The organism is Pseudomonas sp. Ost2, assembly GCF_018326065.1.
GTDB classification, from domain to species: Bacteria; Pseudomonadota; Gammaproteobacteria; order Pseudomonadales; family Pseudomonadaceae; genus Aquipseudomonas; species Aquipseudomonas gingeri.
In genome coordinates this window covers 5,653,459-5,673,185 of the sequence record NZ_AP021904.1, presented here as the reverse complement: position 1 = coordinate 5,673,185, position 19,727 = coordinate 5,653,459, and the positions used below count along the sequence as shown (strand labels likewise).

The window sequence follows — 19,727 nt, the reverse complement described above, 5'->3', positions numbered from 1 at the left end:
CGGCGGAGTTGCACTCTGTACCTGTCAATTCTGACAGTAGTCACACTATGACTCACTGGGTATTCTGATTATGGCGAGTGCTTTATTTTCCTTGTGGTTGGTTGGAGTCGTATTGATGAGCGCTCGATAGAGAGGAAACGACACTCAAACTCAAGGAGTTACTGAAATGGCATCGCTTAGTATCACATCCATCGATCAAACGAATATCTATGCGAGAGTCGGTGATGACAAATCGACACAAGTCTATAGCACAACAACCGAGCTCGGACTGGGCTATACCTCGGGTGACCGGCTGCGCTTTACCGGGACACAGTGGGGGGACGACCCTGCGGGGCCCGTGGTGACCTTGAAAAATCTCGGACCTCGTGTGTGTTATCTCTGTGCCCTGAATTCCTTTGAGGGGTTCGATGCCGAGAGAATCAATATGTTTACAAGAAGGGGATTTGAGGCACTTCAGCAATATTCGGGGTGGCCGACCAATGACGCGGATGTCAACAGTATCACTGACTATATAGTCAGCCCGGGGTTTATTCCGGCACGAGGGGTAAGACTCAATTCTTATGAGTCGGCTACATTCAATTTCAACGAAACCCAGTTTGTCCTGTGTTACCAGCCTTGATCAGAGTCCCGCCCGGTTTTTTTGCACGACAGCATGGCGTCAGGACCGGGCGGGTCTGGGTTTCAACCTATATAAATAGCCGTGCCTGCATCCAGCCTGGCAGCGGCAGGTTGTAAGGCCGTGGGTCGCGGTAGCGGCTGACGGTCTGATGCCACTGCATGACGCCGGCGATATAGTCTTGCAGGCGTTGCGCGTAGTCCAGGATCAGCCGGCGTCCGTCGGCATCCAGGCTGAACTCTTCGAACAGCACCGGCAGTTCCAGGGCGACGATATGCTCGAACTGGCGGATACGTGCGTCCCTGAGTTGCCCGACCCGGTCCATGGCCGGTTGCAGATCGAGGTCGAGGAACTGCTGGAGGATCAGCACAAAATTGTTCAGCTCGCCTTCGACCTCGATTTCCTTGCGATAGGAGACGATGTCGTTGGTCAGGGTGACGCTGTCGACGGTGCAATGGATCAACTGGCGCAGCGGGCTGCTGCGGAAAATCTTCTCGTCGAGCTCGGGCCCCCGGGCCAGCAGGCTCAGGTAGGTCAGCCCGGTGGTCAGGTCACCGCCGAAGGTGCGTCGCCGCATCTCGATGTAGTCGATCGGGTCGGACAGGCGCAGGTTGAACTGGTTATCCAGTTCCCATAACCAGCTTTCGAGCATTTCCACGACGTAGCGGCGCAGTTCCCGCAACAGGCGGGCCGACATGTTCGGCGCGCTGAGCGACCACAGGCTGGTCAGTCCGGCTTCCAGCGGGTTGCTGGTCTGCAAGGGCGTCATGCCCGGCAGCGGCATGCACTGGCACAGGCGTCTCACCTGGGCCGTGGCCGCCCGCAGGTCGCGGTTGCGGCCGAAGACCGCCGGAAAGTAATCGTCGGCATAGGTGCCCCAGTTGAGCCAGCGCCCGGCCATGTCGACTTCCGCAGGCGGGGCATCGGGACACATCAGGGCGGCGCACAGGGCGGTGTCGGCGGCTTCGAAGCGGCGTTCGTCCCAGACGCCGAACCCGGCGCGCGCATCGATGATGCCGACCTGCGTGGCCCATTCGCGCAAACCGTGGCGCGCGCTTTCCAGATGCGGACTGCAACGGACCTCGAACGGCATATGGACCGCCGGCAGTTGGCACGGGATCACCGTCCGGTGCAATGCCTCGAGGCTGCGCCGAGGCCTGGCCCCGCCCGTGGCATGCCCGGCCAGGCGAGTCGCGCTGGTGCCCAGGCCTGACGGTTTGCCGGGGACGAGTGCCGAGCGATGCGCCTTCATGTAGCGGCTGGAGCGCATGTGCCAGGCATGCCCGCCGGACTGCCAGTCCACCAGGCCCTTGGTGTAGACCAGCGTATCCGCGCGCTCCGCCTGGTCCAGGCCGAGGTCGTCGAACAGCCGGGGCAGGTCCAGCACCGCGGTTTTCTCGAAGTGTCGCAGGCGCGAGGTCAGCAGATCGTTGGTGATCCCGGCGGCTTTTTGCGTGTCGATGTCCAGGAAGCGTTCCGCCACCAATACGCAGTTCGACAGTTCGCCTTCCTCCTGGACCTCGCGCTGGTAGGAGAACAGGTCGTTGCGCAGGTGCACGCCATCGGCAAAGGTGTCGCGCAGCACCTGCATCGTTCTGGTCTCGGCGATCCGTGGTGGGACCGGCGTGCGGTTGGCGTGTTCGACGAGGGTGGCCGACCAGGGCGCGCCGCCGACCTTGCGGCGCATCTCCAGGTACTCGATGGGATTGGCGACCCGCCCTTCGTTGATGTTCATCAACTCCCACATCGAGGCTTCCAGCAGGTCGTGGGTGTGTTCGCGAAAGCGCCTTATCCAGTCCTCGGGCATGCCCGGCAGGGTGCGCGGCCAGAGGTCGGCGAGCCCGCGCTCGACACCGTTGACCGGCAGGGGCGGGGACGCGGTGGCGACGTCGGGCATGAACTGCGCCAGGCGATCGAGATGCTGGCGGGCCGCCACACTGTCACGGTTGCGTTTGTAGGCTTCGAGAAAATGGTCGTCGAAGAAGAACACCCAGACATACCAGTCGGTAATCAGCTCCAGTTCCTGGCTGTCGCAGTCCGGATGGGTATAGGCGCACATCGCCGGATAGTCATGGGCGTCCAGCGCGGCCAGGTCCCAGATGACCGGCCCGTTGGCCACGGCGGGGCTGTCGAGCATGCCCATCTGCCGCGCCCAGGCGCGGGTGTGTCGCTGGGCACTGGCGGCATGGGGATTGAACCGTGCCCCGTAGGGCATGTAGAACTCGGGCAGGGCGAAGGGCTGCATCGGCGGGCTCCTGTTCGGGAGGGTGTGAGGGGCCGGGATCAGTCGGCGTAGTGGCCGACCTCGACCCCTTCGAGCACACCCAGCGCATCGGGCAGCAGCACCGCCACCGAGTAATACGCGGTGACCAGGTAGGCGATCTGCGCACTGTCGTTGATGCCCATGAAACGCACCGACAGGCTCGGCTGGTACTCGTCCGGCAGGCCGGTCTGGTGCAGGCCGATGACCCCGCCATTGTCTTCCCCGGTGCGCACCGCGAGGATCGAGGTGGTCTTGTTCACGCCGTCCGACATCTTGGTGCAGGGCAGCAGCGGCACGCCACGCCAGCCCGGAACCCGATGGCCTTCGAGTTCGACGCTGTCCAGGGACAGGCCGCGCTGGCTGCATTGGCGACCGAAGGCGGCGATGGCCTGGGGCGAGGCCAGCAGGAAATGGGTCTGCCGCCGCCGGCACAGCAGTTCATCCAGGTCATCGGGGGTTGGCGGTCCGCTGCGGGTGGCCAGGCGCTGGGACTCGGCGACATTGTGCAGCAGGCCGAATTCGTGGTTGTGCAGCAGTTCGCGCTCCTGGCGTTCACGGATCGCCTCGATGACCAGCCGCAACTGTTGTTCGGTCTGGTTCTGCGGGTCGTTGTAGAGGTCGGCGACGCGCACCGGAATCTGCAGGATGGTCTGGGTCGAACTGAGCGCGTACTCGCGCGGTGTCGGGTCGTAATCGGCGAAGGTCCGGGGCAGCGCCTGGCCTTCGGCGGCTCCGGAGGCCAGTTCGATCAGGGCCTCGGCGTACGGGTTGGTCGGGCCCTCGTGATCGGCGAGCACCCGGCGCCGGGTGACCCGATAGACACCCCCGCTCGCCTGGACCCAGGGCAGCCGGTTCAACAGCCAGCGGGTCGTGGTCTCCTGGCTTTGCGGAATCGATTTGGTGGTGGTCGACAGGGTACGCGCGGCGTTGCTGCTCAACGACGCCGGGGGCTGGACGGTTTTGCTCATGACGGGCACCTGATCAGTTTTTTCTCAAAACCACTCAGTCAGCAGGTTTGCTGCCGGGGAAAATGCCGCGTCTGAAACTTGCGTAGCCCTTGCTGCTTCTGAGGTCGCTATCGGTTCGGTGGGCGAAAGTCATGAAGCGCCGGGCGTCCATGACCAGAAGCTGTTAATTCTAGTCGGTTCTGCGCAACGTCAAGTTGTCGCGGGGCGCCTGTGCCCGGGAATCGGATGAATGACGAAATAACCCCGTGCCCCGGCGTCCCATCCCGCCTAAAATGCCCGCCATTCCCCCGATCCGACTTCCGCACGCCCGAGGCGCTTTTTCCATGTCAGCTACTGCAACTCCCGCCCAGTCCGTGCCGGACCATCACGCCCGCTTTATCGAGTTGCTCGAAACCAGCCTGGCGCAGAACGCCTTTATCAAGCTGGTGCTGGCCAGGTACGTGGGAGCCGAGGCGGACCTGCAGCGGGTGATCGTCAAGCAACTGACGGTCAAGGAGCAGCCGTGCCTGTCCTTCGTCTACCGCTACAAGACCCGCGATATCACCAAGAATTTTTCCCTGGCCGACGGCGTCGCGGCCATCGCCGGGTTGCTGCCGGCCTCGTTCAGAAATGCCCATCTGCTGTCGCTGACCGACGAAGTGCAGCTCGAATACAGCAAGAAAGGCAAGAGCACCCTGTTCAAGGGCAAGACCCAGCAGGCGCGGGAGGTGCCGTCCAGCGAGCACAACCGGGAAAAGAACCGCTACCTGGAGCTCAGCCGGCCGTTCCTCACCGACCTCGGCGTGACCAACCGGCAGCACGAGCTGATCCCGGCCATGTCGCGCAAGTGGAAGCAGATCAACAAGTTCATCGAAGTGTTTTCCCACGCCCTGGGCAGCTCACCGATCAAGCTGGACCAGCCGGTGCGGGTAGCGGACTTCGGCTCGGGCAAGGGCTACCTGACCTTCGCCATCCATGACTACCTGTGCAATACCTTGCAGGCCCAGGGGCAGGTGACCGGGGTCGAGCTGCGCGAAGACATGGTGACCCTGTGCAATGCCGCCGCGGCGCGGCTGGATCATCCGGGGCTGGTGTTCAAGTGCGGCGACGTCCGCAGCGTGGCGCCGAGCGAACTGGACGTGATGATCGCCCTGCATGCCTGCGATATTGCCACCGACTATGCGATCCACACCGGCATCCGCTCCGGCGCGGCGATCATCATGTGCTCGCCGTGCTGCCACAAGCAGATCCGCCTGCAGATCCAGAGCCCGGCATTGCTCAAGCCGATGCTGCAATACGGCCTGCACCTGGGGCAGCAGGCGGAGATGGTCACCGACAGCCTGCGGGCGCTGTTCCTCGAGGTTTGCGGCTACGAGACCAAGGTCTTCGAGTTCATCTCCCTGGAGCACACCAACAAGAACAAGATGATCCTCGCGGTCAAGCGGGCCGAACCGCAGGATCCGGCCTTGCTGCTGGCGAAAATCGAGGAACTCAAGAGTTTCTACGCCATCCACGAGCACTGCCTGGAAACCCTGCTGCGGGCCGACGGCTACTTGAGCTGAACCCCCGGCGGCAGGCTGCCCGGTTGTGCCGGGCGGACGCTGGTCCTGCGCCCGAGCATCACGGTGACGATCACGCCCCCGGCAAACAGCCAGGTGATCGGCTCGACGTGTTCGCCGAAGAACAGCGCCGAAAAGGCGATGGTGAAGAAAATCTGCAGCAGCTGGATCTGGCTGACCCGGGCGATACCGCCGAGGGCGAGCCCGGCGTACCAGGCAAAAAAGCCGAGGAACTGCGAAAACATCGCCACGTAGCCGAAGGCCCACCAGGTCTTGCTGGAAATCGCCCCCTGGTGTTGCCAGGTCAGGTACAGCACCGGGCCGATCAACACCGGGACCGACAGCACCAGCGCCCAGCAGATCACCTGCCAGCCGCCCATCTCCCGGGCCAGCCGTCCGCCTTCGGCATAGCCGAGGCCGCCGACGGCGATCGCGCCGAGCATCAACAGGTCGCCGGCCTGGATACTGCCGGCGCCGCTGATCAACGCATAGCCCAGCACCAGCGCGCTGCCCAGGGCGGCGCAGGCCCAGAAGGCCCGCGAGGGGCGTTCGTGGGACAGCCAGGCCGCATACAACGCCACGCACAAGGGTTGCAGGCCATTGACCAGGGCGCCGTGGGAGGCCGGCAGGGTCTGCATGGCCCAGGCCGAGAGCACCGGAAAGCCCAGGATCACCCCGGCGATCACCAGCCACAAGCCTTTGAACTGGCTCCAGGTCGGCCACTTTTCCCGGCGCCACAGCAGCAGGGCCGCCGCCGGAATCGCCGCGACCAGGGCCCGGCCGAGGCCGTTGAGCAGCGGATTGATTTCCTGCACCACGATACGGGTGAAGGGCAGGGTCAAACTGAAGATCACCACACCCAGCAGGCCCAGGAGCATGCCGGTGTTTTCACGGGAAGACATAGAGAGTAGGCCGGGAATTCAGGGGAACAAGGTCTGCCATCTAGCCATAAAGGTTCGCCGACGCGCTGTTACAGCTGGGCAGAAAGTTGTCCGTACAGTTTTTCGTCCGCAGGCAGCGTAGTAGCGGGCGATTACCCGGCGGCGTGTACAGGGTCTACCTTGACTACTCTTGTCTGCCCAAGCGTTCACCCAGAGGAGTTCACCCCATGGCCGCGAAAAAGATTCTGATGCTGGTCGGCGACTACGTCGAAGATTACGAAGTGATGGTGCCGTTCCAGGCCCTGCTGATGGTCGGTCACCAGGTGCATGCGGTGTGCCCGGACAAGATCGCCGGCCAGACCGTGCGCACCGCGATCCACGACTTCGAGGGCGACCAGACCTACAGCGAGAAGCCCGGTCATCTGTTTGCCCTGAACTTCGATTTCGCCCAGGTCGATGCCGCCGACTACGATGGCCTGCTGATTCCCGGCGGTCGCGCCCCCGAGTACCTGCGCCTGAACGACAAGGTGCTGCAACTGGTGCAGGCCTTCGACCAGGCCGGCAAACCGATCGCGGCGGTCTGCCATGGCGCGCAATTGCTGGCGGCGGCGGGTATCCTCGACGGTCGCGAGTGCAGTGCCTATCCGGCCTGTGCCCCGGAAGTACGCCTGGCCGGTGGTCGCTACATCGATATCGAGGTGACCCAGGCCCATGTCCAGGGCAATCTCGCCACTGCCCCGGCCTGGCCGGCGCATCCGAGCTGGCTGGCGGCGTTCCTCGGCCTGCTGGGCACCAAAATCATCTTGTAAGCGAGGTTGCGGTCATGTGCGAGCTCTACGTCAAAGCCGATCCGATTCTCTACGAATCACGCTCCCGGTCGCTGCGCATCTGTGGCGTGGTCACCACCCTGCGCCTGGAAAACCAGTTCTGGGACATCCTCAGCGAGATCGCCGACGCGGAAGGCGTGACCACCAACCAGATGATCACCCGGCTCTACGAAGAAGTGATGGACTATCGCGGGGAGGTGGTTAATTTCGCCTCCTTCCTGCGGGTCAGCTGTACCCGCTACCTGAGCCAGCGAAGGGCCCAGGTAGCGGAACTGACGGTCCTCAGAAAAACCGCGTCAGGCTGACCTTGAGGTTGCGTCCCTCGCTGTAGGCGCGGTCGCCGCTCAGTTCCGGGCGGTAGTTGCGGTTCATCAGGTTATCCACCGTGACGTTCACCTCGGTGCCCTTCAGGTAGCGCTGCTGGGGTTTCCACTGGGCGAACAGGCTCTGCACCACGTAGCTGTCGTTGGCGTACTGGTCGTAGAAGGCGTCGCCGACACTGCTGCCCGGGCCGCTGCTGTACTTGTCGCTGGGCAGGCGGTCGGTCTTGCGCACATAGATGCCCTGCCAGCCGACCCGGGCATCCAGGCTCGGAATCTTGGTCCCCAGCATCACCACCCACTTGGCCGGCGGGATGTCCCGTGCCCATACCGATGAGCCCCACGGGTTGGTGTAGGGGTTGTCGCGCTTGCCGGTGAGATAGCTGTAGGACAACTGGCCGAACAGGTAGTCCGAGTCATAGTAGCTTTCGACCTCGAAGCCCTTGATGGTCATGCCTCCGATATTCCGGTAGTTGGACATCGCACCCGACGGGCAGGCAGTGCTGATGGTGCCGCCGTTGATCGCCTGGTTCTCGCAACCGACACCCGTGGCCTTGAAGATTTCATCCTCGATCCGGTTGTGCAGGAAGGTGGTGCGGACCATCAGGTCGTCATTGCCCGAAAGCAGCCTGGAGAAGTTGCTGATGGTACCGAAGCGCAACGCGGTGATGCGCTCGGGGTCGAGGTCGACGCTGGTGGCGGTGCGGCTGCCCAGTCCCTGGACTTCGTATTGTTCGTCGATCACCGGGGCGCGCCAGGTCTTGCTGTAGTTGGCGAACAGGCCCTGGGTCGGCGTCACTCGCCAGAAGGCCGCCAGGCGTGGCGACCAGCCGGTGTAGGTGCGGTCGCTGTAGTCGTGGCCGATGGCCGGATCGGGGTTGGAGTAGTAGGGCGCATCGTTGGCTTCGCCGCGGTTGCGTACGTGGTCGTAACGCAGGGAAGGCGTCAGCGTGAAGTCCCCGAGGGTCACCGCATCCTCGATAAAGAAGGCGTTGGCGTCGACCTTGCCGTGGGGCATGAAGGCCGGCTGGAAATGCCCGTAGTTGTACTTCGGCGTGTTGTAGGTGTTGCCGGGCATCCACATCTCGGTTTCCCGGGCGTGCTTGCGGATCTGCACGCCGGCGGTCAGCGCGTGCTGCAGGACACCGGTGTCGAACAGGCTGGTGTTCTTGATCTCCAGTTCGCGGTCCTTGTACTCGGTGTCCATCCTGCGGCCGCCGGTGGCCAGCTGGAAGAACGCGGTGGCGTCGCGCTCGTCGGTCTGGTCGGTATCGGATTCGGAGTATTTCACCTGCAGGTCGACCCAGGGGTTGTCCGAAGGCTTGTATTCGTACTTGCCCGACCAGGTGGTATCGACGGTATCGCGATCGGCGAGGAAGCGCCTGAGGGCACCTTCGTAACCGTATTGCCTGATGTTCGAGGCGGTGGGCGGCGTCGGGTAGCTCTGTGAGGAAAACGGTGCCCAGCGCTCGCTGTGGGAGCGCGAGTAGGAAAGCTTGAGGGTCTGTTCGTCGGTGACGTTCAGGTTCAGCTTGAGCAGCATCGCGTCCAGGTCCTGGGCGCTGTTGGGCAGGCGCTTGGGATTGATCGGATACTGGTTGTTGGGATCGGGCGGGGTGGCGGCCAGTTTCATGTCGCCGCCGTCGCGCTGGGTGAGGAACACCAGGGCATCGGCCTTGCCATCATCGGTGCGGCCATAGGCGGCGCCGCTGTAGGTCTGCTCATGGTTGTTGCTGGCGTAACCGTACTTGACCATGGCGCCACTGTTGCGACCCTTTTCCAGCAGGTCGGGGGCATCCTTGGTTTCCATGTGCACGGTACCGCCGAAGCCGCCGTTGCCGGTTTCCGGCGAGTGCGGGCCTTTCTCCACCTCGATGCTCTTGATCAGCTCCGGTTCGATGAAGATGGTGCCTTGCTGATAGCGTTCGAAGCTGCTCTTGGTGGCGCCATCGACGGTCAGCGGCACATCTTCGGCATCGCCCAGGCCCCAGATATTGATGGTCTGGCCACCGGGTTTCATCGAGCCGCCCATGCTGATGCCGGGCAGGGTCCCGAGCAGGGCGGGAATGTTGCTGGGCTGGTTGCGCTCAATATCGTCCTGGGTCAGGGTCGAGCGGCCGACGCTGCTGGCGTTCACTTCCTTGCCGTCGCCGAGGATGCTCACCGCGCCCAGCTGGATGGCGCTGTTGCTGGGGGCGGGCTCGGGCTCGATCTTGCGCACGACGAAGGTGTTGCCGACCTGGATCAGTTTGAATCCGCCGTTCTTGAGCAACAGGATAATCGCTTCCTGGGCGGTGAACCGGCCCTCCAGCGCACGGGCCTGGGTGCTGCGCAACTGTTCTTCGTCGAACAGCAACTGGATGCGGGCCTTCTGCGCAACCTGGCTGAGGGACGTCGCCAGGGACTGGGCCGGCAGGTTCAGCATCACCGGGTCGGCGGCCATGGCCTGGAGGCTGACGGTCAGGCAGGCGGCGATCAGTGTGGGACGGGAACAGGTGTGGAACAGCTCATGAGCAGCGCGAAACATTGAATCCCCCGATGTGGCCAAAGGCCAAAAAGGCGTTCGTTCAGAACGCAATCGGGGAGGAAGACGCGGCAGTGAAATAAAACCTCATATGCGAATGAAAAATATTCGCAAATGAGGTTATTTGCGGCTTTCGATCCTGACTTCGCCGTCGTCCAGGCCCACGGTTTTCACCGGGATCAGGGCGGGCAGGGCCTCGAGCAGGGCATCGGGGTCCTTGGCATCGAGGCTGCCGGAAACCTTGTAGTGCGCCAGCGGACCGTCGGCCAGCTGCACGGGCTTGCCGCGGTATAGATTCAGTTCGTCGATCAGGCTGGCCAGTTCGCGGTTGCGAAAGGTCAGGTGGCCGCTGCGCCAATCGGCGATTTCCTCGGCGCTCAGCGCCTGCTGCTGGACGGTGCCCTTGGCATAGTCGTAGATCCCGCGCTGGCGGGCTTCGAGCAGGGTCGTGTTGTTCGGATCGCCTTCAGGCTCGAAGGCGACCTGGCCATGGGCGACGCTGACCACCAGTTGCTTCTGGCCGCGGCGCACGTCGAATGCGGTGCCGACCACCCGTACCCGGGCGTTGCCGGCATGCACCCAGAGCGGCCGCTCCTTGTCGGCGGCGACCTCCAGGTACAGTTGGCCCTGGTCCAGGTAGATATCCCGCTGCAAGGCCCGGAAGTTGATACGCAGGCGGGTGTTGGCATTCACGTACAGGGTGCTGCCGTCCGGCAACTTCAGGGTGCGGGTCCCTTCGGCATGGGCCGCGACCTGATGCCGGTACGGGGTGTTCGGCGCGCCCAGGCTGGTGGTCAATACGGCACAGACCAGCGCGGCCGCCACGGCCAGGGCCGGGCGCCAGGGGCTGGGGCGGCGCGGTGCCAGCGGCACCGCTCGGTTCAACTGCTGGAGTTCGGCGAGATCGGCCCACAGCGCCTCGAACTCGGCATAGGCACGGGCATGGGCAGGCGTCGCCCGCCATGCCTCGAAGGCCTTGTCGGCGGCCTGGTCCTGCGTGTTGCGATTACGCGCAAACCAGCTGGCGGCCTGGGCGTCGATGCTGTCCTCGGCGAACTCGATATCGGTGACGCGGGTCATTCTGGCTGCTCCTTGCCATGGTCCTGATCCAGACGCTGCTTGCAGTGCAGCAAGGCAAAGGCGATATGTTTTTCCACCATGCTGACGGAAATTCCCATGCGTTCGGCGATCCGGGCCTGGCTCAGGCCCTCGAAACGGGCAAGCATAAGGGCTTCTCGACGCCGAGGCGAGAGTTCGCCGAGTACCTGTTTCAACTGTTCGAGTCGTTGCAGGCGTTGGGCGGCCGCGAGCGGGTCATTGCGATCGTCGGCCACGGGTTCCTGCTCCGGGTCGCTTTGCTCGCTGTGCACCGCCTGCCGGACCTTCTGCTTGCGCCAGTGATCGCGCAGCAGGTTGCGTGCCATCTGGAACAGAAAGGCCCGTGGCTGCTCGACCTTGGCCTGGTCGTCGTAGTCCAGCCACTGGGTGAAGACGTCCTGGGTCATGTCCGCCGCGTCGCTGGCGTTGTCCGTGCGTTTGCGCAGGAAATGCAGGATGTCCGCATAGAACCCGCGAAAGGTATCAGCCGACAGGGGGTCGGGCTTGGGACGAGGCATGGGGATCCTTCACGACTTCGGGTGGTAACGGGAGAAGTTGTGAATGATATCGAGAATTATTGCTATTTGTCTCGTTTGAAATAAAGCCACTGTCGATCGTTCCCACGCCCTGCGTGGGCATGCAGCCCGTGACGCTCTGCGTCACCTTGCAGCGGACGCGGAGCGTCCGGTGAGGCATTCCCACGCAGAGCGTGGGAACGATCAGTGGTGGTGGTGGTGGTGGTGGTGGTGGTCAGATCACGAAGAAACCGTGGGTCCCGTCCCGCCCCAGTTGCGCCACCAGGCCATATTCCCAGTCCAGGTAACCCTGCATGGCTTCGCGCGGGTTGTCGGTGCCTTCATAAGGGCGACGGTAGCGGTCGATGCGCGGCGAGGCCAGTCGTTGTTCGCCGGCTTCCACCGGCAATCCGGCCGCGACCCAGGCCGCCGTGCCGCCTGTCAGCAGGAACACCGGCCGCGCGGTCAGAGCCTGGACCTGGGCGACGGCGTAGCCGGCCAGCAGGCTGCTGCCGCAGGTCAGCACATAGCGTTGCGCCGCGGGAATCCGCGCCAGGGCCTCGGCCAGCTGGCTGCGCAACACCCACCAGGCGCCGGGGATATGCCGTTGTACATGGTTGGCGCTGGCGGTGAAGTCCAGCACCTGGGTGCCGGGCTCCTGCAACCAGCCGGCCAGGGTGGCGGCATCCACGGGCTGTGCTTCGGGGGCCCGCGGCAACGGTGCCTGCCAGGGGCCTTGCTCACTGAAGTCGGTTGGCACCAGGCCATCCAGTACTTTCACCTGCCAACCCATCTGTGCCAGCCACGAGGCGCTCATGTTGGCCCGCACGCCATCGTCGTCCACCAGCACCAGCCGGGCCCCGCGGACGCTGGCGAAGTGATCGGTTTCCTGCACCAGTTGTCCGCCTGGGGTGGAGCGGGCGCCAGGCAGGTGGCCCACCTCGAATTCTTCCGGGGTGCGCACGTCGAACAGGTAGGTGGTGCGTCCGCGTTCGGCTTGCCATTGGCGCAGCTCGGCCAGGCCGGCCCGGCCGACATCGGCACGATCGGCCACGGCACGCGCCGATTGCCGGGCGGCCTGGTGGTTGTCCGCGCCGACCTCGGCAAAGCGCCGCGCCTGTCCGTGCTCCAGTGTCTGGCCGGCGAGGGTCCAGCCGATGGTGCCGTTGCGCAGGGCGGCGACCGGATTGGGAATTCCCGCATTCACCAGCGACTGGGTGCCGATGATGCTACGGGTGCGTCCGGCGCAATTGACGATGACCCGCGTGCCCGGATCGGGTGCCAGTTCGCGGACCCGCAGCACCAGTTCGGCGCCGGGCACGCTGATGCCGCCGGGAATGCTCATGGTCTGGTATTCGTCGAAGCGTCGGGCGTCGAGCACCACCAGGTCGACCTCGGCATCCAGCAGGGCCTGGACTTCTTCGGCGGCCAGCGATGGCGTATGGCGCTCGGACTCCACCAGTTCGCCGAACGACTTGCTTGGCACATTGACGTCCTTGAACAGCTCGCCACCGTCCGCCTGCCAGCCGGCCAGTCCGCCGTCGAGCAGGGCGACATCGCTGTAGCCGAGATCGCGCAGCACCTCGGCGGCCCGCGACGCCAGGCCTTCGCCGTTGTCATAGACGGTCACCGGCGTGTCGCGACGGGGGATCCGCGCGTAGGCCTCCAGTTCCAGTTTCGACAGGGCGATATTGGCCGCGAACAGCGGGTGGGACTCGGCAAACGGCGCTTCTTCACGGACATCGAGCAAGGCCAGTTCCTCGCGGGCAAGCAAGGCTCGGCGAATATCCTGGTAACGGCGGGTGCGGGTTTCGGTCATTGCGGGGGCTCCTTCGACAGGTCCCAGAGGTTAGGTAGCAGGCTGTTGGAGTAGCCGGAGATAAAGGCTTTTTCACTGCCGTCGAGGCTGTACACCGCGCGTTTCACCGCACCGATATTGCCGCCGTAGACATGGATACTGATGGACACCCGGTCATCGAACGCGTTGGACACCCGATGGATATCGCCGATCCGTGGCGACACCGCCTCGACCTGGCCCGGTTCGAGGCGGATCGCCGCGCCCGCTTCCTGCAGGCCGCCATCGATGCCGCGGGCGAAACCCTGGGAATATTCGGCCCCGCGCAGCATACCGATCAGGCCCCAGACCCGATGATCGTGGATCGGCGTTTGCTGCCCCGGTCCCCAGACAAAGCTGACGATGGAAAACTGCTGGCGCGAATCGGCGTGCAGCAGGAACTGCTGGTAGCGCTGCGGGTCCGGGCGGGCGAAGTCCTCGGGCAACCAGTCGTCATGCTCGACCAGTTGCTGCAAGAGCCGGCTGCCGTGTTCGAGCAGGTGCGGCTCGTCGGGTTGATCGGCCAGCAGGTCGGCCAGTTGCTGGATGAACCGGCGCAATCGCCCCAGGTTCGGTGTCGGCTGCGTTGAAGCGATGCTGTGGGCTTGCTGGGGCATGAACTCCCTCCGTGGACAGTCAGTCACGATGTGAACTACACGAGTGAGCTAAAAGGTATTATTCTTTCCAGACATTTTTCCAGTTATTTATTATGCGAATAAAGAATGAAGATAGATGATATCAACGCATTCGTGGCGGTAATCCGTTGCCAGACCATCAGCCAGGCCGCCGATTCGCTGCAACTGACCCAGCCGGCCATCACCCGGCGCGTGCAGAACTTCGAGGAAGCGCTGGGGGTGGAGTTGCTGGATCGCAACACCAAGCCGTTGAAACCCACCAGCATGGGCCTGCGGGTGTACGGCCAGTGCCTGGAAGTGCTGCGTACCATCGACGCCTTGAGCGAGTTGGTGGCCAACGATGGTGCGCCGAGCGGCGCCCTGCGGATCGGCGTGCCGCAGACCATCGGCGACGTGGTGCTGCTCGATGCCCTCAGCCACCTGAAAAACCGCTACCCGCAACTGCAGACCTCGGTCGCCACCGGCTGGGGCAGCCATTTGCTGGGCAAGGTCGAGAACGGCGAGCTGGATGTGGTGGCGGCGCTGTTTCCGGCGGGCAAGGTGTTTCCCGAAGGGGTGGTCGGGCGTTCGCTGGGCAGCATGAACCTGGTGGTGGTCGCGGCGAAGGGCGAGGTCACCCGGCGCGCCTACAAGCTGGCCGACCTCTATCAACGCGGCTGGGTGCTCAACCCCGATGGCTGCGGTTTCCGCGCCGGCCTGCAACGGGCCCTGAGTGCCCAGGGGCTGTCGCTGCAGATCAATCTGGAGACCTTTGGCACCGAACTGCAACTGGGGCTGATCGCCAATGGCCTGGGTTACGGCCTGGTGCCGTCGCCGCTGCTGGAGAACAGCAGCCATCGGGACAAGCTGGAGATCGTGCCGGTGACGGACTTCAAGCCGGTGATCGATCTGTGGCTGATCCATCCGCGTTTCCTGGGCAACCTGCAGGAACCGGTCAGTGTCTTTGGCGAGATGGTGGCGCAGCGGGTGGGCAAGGTGCCGGGGCAATAGTGGAAGGGGGCGGCCAGAACCTCGTCAGTTTTTGTATTTTGCATAATCATAATTTTGATAAATGCATTTTTTGTATATTAGATTAGAACCAAAGCGAATTTCACGGACGTTTTTTATGTAGTTAGCATGGTCCTCCACGCGCTACAGAACAGGACGTCAGCATGCCCGCGCAAGACCTTGTCTCCCCACGATCCGGCCTGCGGGCCGTTGCCCGCTGGCACGGCTGGCGTGAACTGGCGGTACGCCTGATCAGCCCGCTGGTGCTGTTGCTGCTCTGGGAGCTGGCCTCGCGCACCGGGCTCCTGCCCACCCGGATCATCGCCGCGCCGAGCACCATCGGCGGCACCTTGTGGCAGATGCTCGGCAACGGCGAACTCGGGCGTCACCTCTGGGTGTCTTTGCAGCGGGCGCTGGGCGGACTGGCCATCGGCATCAGTATCGGCACCGTGCTGGCCCTGCTTTCCGGGCTGTCCCGACGCGGCGAGCTGGTGATCGACTCGCCCGTGCAGATGCTGCGCACCTTGCCCTTCCTCGCCATCGTGCCGCTGTTCATCCTCTGGTTCGGGGTCGGCGAGACACCCAAGATCGCCCTGATTGCCCTCGGCACCACGTTTCCGGTCTACCTCACGCTGTTCTCCGGTATCCGCAGCCTCGATCCCAAGTTGCTGGAGGCGGCGACCTTGCTCGGCCTGTCCCGGCGGGAGCGGATCTGGCACGTGATCCTGCCCGGAGCCTTGCCGTCGTTTTTCGTCGGCCTGCGCTATGCCTTCGGCCTCAGCTGGCTGGGCCTGGTGGTGGTCGAGCAGATCAACGCCAGCGCCGGTATCGGTTACCTGGTCAATGACGCCCGGGATTTCATGCGCACCGATGTGATCGTGATCTGCCTGCTGATCTACAGCGTGCTGGGCCTGGGTATCGACAGCCTGGTGCGCTTGCTGGAGCGCTTCACCCTGGCCTGGCGCCCGTCCTTTATCAGGAACTGACCATGACTCTGCCGCTTTCCCGTTCCCCACGCCCGGCCGTCGAGTGCCGCCAGGTCAGTCGCCGTTTCGGCGGCCAGGCGGTCCTCGACGCCCTCGACCTGGACATCGCTCCCGGTGAATTCGTCGCCTTGCTTGGCAGCAGTGGCTCGGGCAAGACCACGTTGCTGCGTGCCCTGGCCGGCCTGGACCGGATCGATGAAGGCCGGCTGACGGTGCCCGAGCCGCTGGCGGCGGTGTTCCAGGAACCGCGGCTGATGCCGTGGAAACGCGCCTGGCGCAATGTCGCCCTCGGCCTGCGCGGTGACCAACCCAGGTCACGGGCACTGGCGGCGCTCGCCGAAGTGGGGCTCGCCCATCGGGTCGATGCCTGGCCGCACACCCTGTCCGGTGGCGAAGCCCAGCGCGTGGCCCTGGCCCGGGCGCTGGTCCGCGAGCCGCAACTGCTGTTGCTCGACGAGCCGTTCGCCGCCCTCGATGCGCTGACGCGGATTCGCATGCATCAGCTGATCATCGACCTGTGGCGGGTGCACGAACCGGCGGTGCTGCTGGTGACCCACGATGTCGACGAGGCGGTATTGCTGGCCGACCGGGTGGTGGTCCTGGCCAACGGACGTATCGCCGAACAGATTGCGATCCGCCTGCCGCGTCCGCGCCAGGTGGCCAGCCCGGCATTCCAGAAGCTGCGTGCGCGCTTGCTGGAGTTGCTCGGGGTTGAACAACCTCCGGCCGTCGAGGACGGTCGCCTTCATTTTCTCAGCAGGATCGCCCATCGATGAACCTGACCACCGTGCAATCGCCTTCCACTACCGCCGGGCAGCGTCCGGACCTTGATTCCCCTGCATTCGCCGATCTGCTGGAGCAGCTCAGCGAAGAGTTCGCCAGCACCGCGGCCTATTACGACAGGCACGGCGAGTTCCCCCACGCCAACCTGCACCGCCTGCACGAGCATGGCCTGCTGGCGCTGACAGTGCCGCGCCATCTCGGCGGCAGCGAAGCGACCCTGGCCCAGGCGCGGCGGGTGATCGGCGCGGTGGCCCGGGGCGAGCCCTCGACCGCGCTGGTGCTGGTGATGCAGTACTTGCAGCACACGCGCCTGCAAGGCAACCAGGCCTGGCCCCGGCATCTGCGGCTGCAGGTGGCTCGCGAAGCGGTGGAGCAGGGGGCGCTGATCAATGCCCTGCGCGTCGAGCCGGATCTCGGCACCCCGGCCCGGGGCGGCTTGCCCGGCACCGTGGCGCGGCGGGTCGAGGGCGGTTGGCGACTCGACGGGCGCAAGATCTATTCCACCGGTATTCCGGGCCTGACCTGGCTGTCGGTCTGGGCTCGCAGTGACGAAGCCGAACCGCGGGTCGGTACCTGGCTGGTGCACCGCGATACCCCGGGAATCCGTGTCGAGGAGACCTGGGATCACCTGGGCATGCGCGCTACCGGCAGCCATGACGTGGTGTTCGAGGATGTCTTTGTCGCCTGCGAGTTCGCCGTGGATATCCAGCCCGCCAGCGTGCCGCGCCCCTCCGAGCTGGACAGCAGAGGCGTGCTCTGGCTGGCGGTGCTGCTGTCGGCGATCTATGACGGCGTGGCGCGCTCGGCGCGGGACTGGCTGGTGACCTGGCTGGCCGAACGCACCCCGGCCAACCTCGGCGCGCCTCTGTCGAGCCTGCCGCGTTTCCATGAATTGATCGGCCGGATCGATTCACTGTTGCTGACCAACCGCGTGCTGCTCGATGCCGCCGCCGAAGGACGGATCGCCGCGAGCGAAGCGACCCAGGTCAAGTACCTGGTCACCGGCAACGCCATCAGTGCCGTGGAGCTGGGCATCGAGGCCATCGGCAATCCCGGCCTGGCGCGGGGCAATCCGCTCGAACGACATTATCGCGATGTGTTGTGCAGCCGGATTCATACACCGCAGAACGATGCGATTCTCGCCGCGGTCGGGCGGGCGGCGTTTGCTTTGCCGGCCCGTGGGGGCCAGGCGTGAGCGGCGTACGCATCGCCAGCCAGCTGGACGCCGATTTCAATGCCCGCCTGCGTGCCCAGGGCCTGCAAGTGCTGGAGCTGCCGCGCGGCCTGCCCGCTGATCTGCCGGCGGATATCCAGGTGCTGCTGGCCGCCCCCCATGCCGGGTTCCGCGACGCGCCACAAGCGCCTCCGGGCTGGCCGTTCGGTCTGCGGTTCGTGCAACTGGTGACGTCCGGGCTCGACTATTTTCCCCGCTGGCTGTTCGACAGCCTGCCGGTGGCCAGTGCCCGCGGGGTCACTGCCCAGAGCATTGCCGAGTTTGCCCTGGCGGCGATCTTTGCCGCGGCCAAGCGGTTGCCGGATGTCTGGATCGGGGAAGCCGCGCACTGGCAGCAACGACCTCTGGCCTCGGTCGCGGGCAGTACCCTGGGGCTGTTCGGTTTCGGCAGTATCGCCCGGGCCCTGGCGCCGAAGGCGCTGGCCCTGGGGATGGAAGTCCTGGCCCTGCGCCGTTCGGCGACACCTTTCGAGGTCCCCGGAGTGCAGGCGGTGGCCGATCTGCATGAGCTGTTCGGACGTGCCGATCATCTGCTGCTGGCGGTGCCACTGACCGCGCAGACCCGCCGCATCATCGACCGCGATGTCCTCGGCTCGGCCAGGCCCGGCTTGCACCTGATCAATATCGCCCGCGGCGCCCTGCTCGACCAGGAGGCCTTGCTGGAAGCGCTGGAGGGCGGGCAACTGAGCCTTGCCAGTCTCGATGTCAGCGACCCGGAGCCGTTGCCCGAGGGCCATGGTTTCTATCGGCATCCGCGTATCCGCCTGTCGCCGCATACCAGCGCCAACTCACCGCAGGTCTACCTGGAACTCGCCCGGTTGCTGTTGCGCAACCTGGAGCGCGATGCCCTCGGCCTGCCCCTGGAAAACCGCGTGGAGGCCGAACGTGGCTATTGAATCGCCGAGACCGGCACCGAGTGCCTACGGCTTGCCCCGCGACGGGCAGACGGTGTTCCGCTGGGAACATCCGCCGCAGCAACCGACCCTTGAACTGGAACGACTGCAACGCAAGAAAAGCCTGGCCGCGGCGTTCCGGGTGTTTGCCTGGCTCGGTTTCGACATGGGCGGCGCCGGGCATATCACCGTGCGCGATCCCGAGCACCGCGATCATTTCTGGGTCAATCCGGTGGGCGTGTATTTCGGTCATCTGCGGGTGTCCGACCTGCTGCGGGTCGATCCCCACGGCACTATCGTCGAAGGCGAGGGCGCCTTGAACCTGGCGGCCTTCGCCATTCACGCCGCCCTGCACGAAGCCCGGCCGGATGTGGTGGCGGCGGCCCATGCCCATTCGCTGCACGGCAAGGCCTGGTCGAGCCTGGGCCGCCTGCTCGATCCGCTGACTCAGGATGCCTGCGCCTTCTACGAGAAGCATGCGCTGTTCGACAACTTTTCCGGCGTGGTGCTGGAGAGCAGCGAAGGCGAGCGGATCGCCCGGACCCTGGGCCAGCACAAGGCGCTGATCCTGCAGAACCATGGCCTGCTGACGGTGGGCGAGACGGTCGAGGCGGCGGTCTGGCGTTTTATCGCCATGGACAACGCCGCCCATGCCCAACTGCTGGCCGAAGCCGCCGGCACGCCACGGCCGATTCCGCCGGAGGTGGCGCTCCACACCGCGCGCCAGGTGGGCACCGAGTTTGGTGGCTGGTTCAGTTTTCAACCTTATTGGGACCGGGTGCTGCGTAGCGAACCGGATGCCTTTCTGTGACAGGAGTCAGCGTG

18 protein-coding genes are annotated in these 19,727 nt (G+C 64.7%); 10 read left to right on the top strand and 8 right to left on the bottom strand.

The features are described 5' to 3' along the window. The first annotated feature begins 166 nt into the window (after positions 1-166). Complete coding sequence (locus KI243_RS24995; protein WP_017126614.1) at positions 167-619, top strand: hypothetical protein; 453 nt, start codon at positions 167-169, stop codon at positions 617-619. A 67-nt stretch (positions 620-686) separates the two neighbouring features. Here the strand turns inward: KI243_RS24995 and KI243_RS24990 are convergent, their stop codons facing one another. Both KI243_RS24990 and KI243_RS24985 read right to left on the bottom strand, forming a co-directional pair. Continuing rightward, complete coding sequence (locus KI243_RS24990; protein ID WP_212810023.1) at positions 687-2,861, bottom strand: germacradienol/geosmin synthase; 2,175 nt, start codon at positions 2,859-2,861, stop codon at positions 687-689. A 38-nt stretch (positions 2,862-2,899) separates the two neighbouring features. Next, the gene (locus KI243_RS24985; protein ID WP_177057274.1) at positions 2,900-3,847 is read right to left on the bottom strand and encodes a hypothetical protein; all 948 of its coding nucleotides are present in this window, start codon (positions 3,845-3,847) and stop codon (positions 2,900-2,902) included. 323 nt (positions 3,848-4,170) lie between these two features. Here KI243_RS24985 and KI243_RS24980 point away from each other — a divergent pair, with 323 nt between their 5' ends. After that, positions 4,171-5,388, top strand: a complete 1,218-nt coding sequence (locus KI243_RS24980; protein ID WP_177088150.1) for an SAM-dependent methyltransferase — start codon at positions 4,171-4,173, stop codon at positions 5,386-5,388. Here the strand turns inward: KI243_RS24980 and KI243_RS24975 are convergent. After that, positions 5,376-6,287 (bottom strand): DMT family transporter, encoded by a 912-nt coding sequence (locus KI243_RS24975; protein ID WP_042935479.1) that lies wholly within the window; start codon positions 6,285-6,287, stop codon positions 5,376-5,378. The genes KI243_RS24980 and KI243_RS24975 overlap by 13 nt on opposite strands. Before the next feature lie 206 nt (positions 6,288-6,493). Between KI243_RS24975 and KI243_RS24970 the strand changes: the two genes are divergently transcribed. After that, positions 6,494-7,075, top strand: a complete 582-nt coding sequence (locus KI243_RS24970) for a DJ-1/PfpI family protein (protein WP_017126609.1) — start codon at positions 6,494-6,496, stop codon at positions 7,073-7,075. 14 nt (positions 7,076-7,089) lie between these two features. Further along, entirely contained in the window at positions 7,090-7,398 is a 309-nt protein-coding gene (locus KI243_RS24965) for a ribbon-helix-helix domain-containing protein (protein ID WP_017126608.1), read from the top strand. Here the strand turns inward: KI243_RS24965 and KI243_RS24960 are convergent. From KI243_RS24960 to KI243_RS24940, 5 genes are all read right to left on the bottom strand, one after another. Further along, positions 7,376-9,940, bottom strand: a complete 2,565-nt coding sequence (locus KI243_RS24960) for a TonB-dependent receptor (RefSeq protein WP_212810022.1) — start codon at positions 9,938-9,940, stop codon at positions 7,376-7,378. The two genes, KI243_RS24965 and KI243_RS24960, sit on opposite strands and share 23 nt — an antisense overlap. A gap of 117 nt (positions 9,941-10,057) precedes the next feature. Then, entirely contained in the window at positions 10,058-11,017 is a 960-nt protein-coding gene (locus KI243_RS24955; RefSeq protein WP_177130561.1) for a FecR domain-containing protein, read from the bottom strand. Then, the gene (locus KI243_RS24950) at positions 11,014-11,553 is read right to left on the bottom strand and encodes a sigma-70 family RNA polymerase sigma factor (RefSeq protein WP_177088153.1); all 540 of its coding nucleotides are present in this window, start codon (positions 11,551-11,553) and stop codon (positions 11,014-11,016) included. Before KI243_RS24950 ends, KI243_RS24955 begins: the two co-directional genes overlap by 4 nt. 232 nt (positions 11,554-11,785) lie before the next feature. Continuing rightward, positions 11,786-13,369 (bottom strand): rhodanese-related sulfurtransferase, encoded by a 1,584-nt coding sequence (locus KI243_RS24945; protein WP_212810021.1) that lies wholly within the window; start codon positions 13,367-13,369, stop codon positions 11,786-11,788. Next, entirely contained in the window at positions 13,366-14,001 is a 636-nt protein-coding gene (locus KI243_RS24940) for a hypothetical protein (RefSeq protein WP_017126604.1), read from the bottom strand. Before KI243_RS24940 ends, KI243_RS24945 begins: the two co-directional genes overlap by 4 nt. A gap of 105 nt (positions 14,002-14,106) precedes the next feature. On the opposite strand from KI243_RS24940, the gene KI243_RS24935 reads away from it, so the two are divergent. The 6 genes from KI243_RS24935 (at position 14,107) to KI243_RS24910 (ending at position 19,713) form a co-directional block, all read left to right on the top strand. Further along, a complete protein-coding gene (locus tag KI243_RS24935) occupies positions 14,107-15,009 on the top strand; it encodes a LysR family transcriptional regulator (RefSeq protein ID WP_017126603.1) in 903 nt (300 codons plus the stop codon). A 161-nt stretch (positions 15,010-15,170) separates the two neighbouring features. Next, positions 15,171-15,992 (top strand): ABC transporter permease, encoded by an 822-nt coding sequence (locus KI243_RS24930; protein WP_178992434.1) that lies wholly within the window; start codon positions 15,171-15,173, stop codon positions 15,990-15,992. Positions 15,993-15,994: 2 nt separating this feature from the next. Then, a complete protein-coding gene (locus tag KI243_RS24925; protein WP_178992433.1) occupies positions 15,995-16,768 on the top strand; it encodes an ABC transporter ATP-binding protein in 774 nt (257 codons plus the stop codon). After that, positions 16,765-17,970, top strand: coding sequence for an acyl-CoA dehydrogenase family protein (locus KI243_RS24920; protein WP_212810020.1), 1,206 nt, complete (start codon positions 16,765-16,767; stop codon positions 17,968-17,970). The genes KI243_RS24925 and KI243_RS24920 overlap by 4 nt, the downstream gene beginning before the upstream one ends. Next, a complete protein-coding gene (locus KI243_RS24915; protein WP_212810019.1) occupies positions 17,967-18,905 on the top strand; it encodes a D-isomer specific 2-hydroxyacid dehydrogenase family protein in 939 nt (312 codons plus the stop codon). Before KI243_RS24920 ends, KI243_RS24915 begins: the two co-directional genes overlap by 4 nt. Continuing rightward, the gene (locus KI243_RS24910; protein ID WP_244861775.1) at positions 18,895-19,713 is read left to right on the top strand and encodes a class II aldolase/adducin family protein; all 819 of its coding nucleotides are present in this window, start codon (positions 18,895-18,897) and stop codon (positions 19,711-19,713) included. Before KI243_RS24915 ends, KI243_RS24910 begins: the two co-directional genes overlap by 11 nt. Positions 19,714-19,727 lie beyond the last annotated feature (14 nt).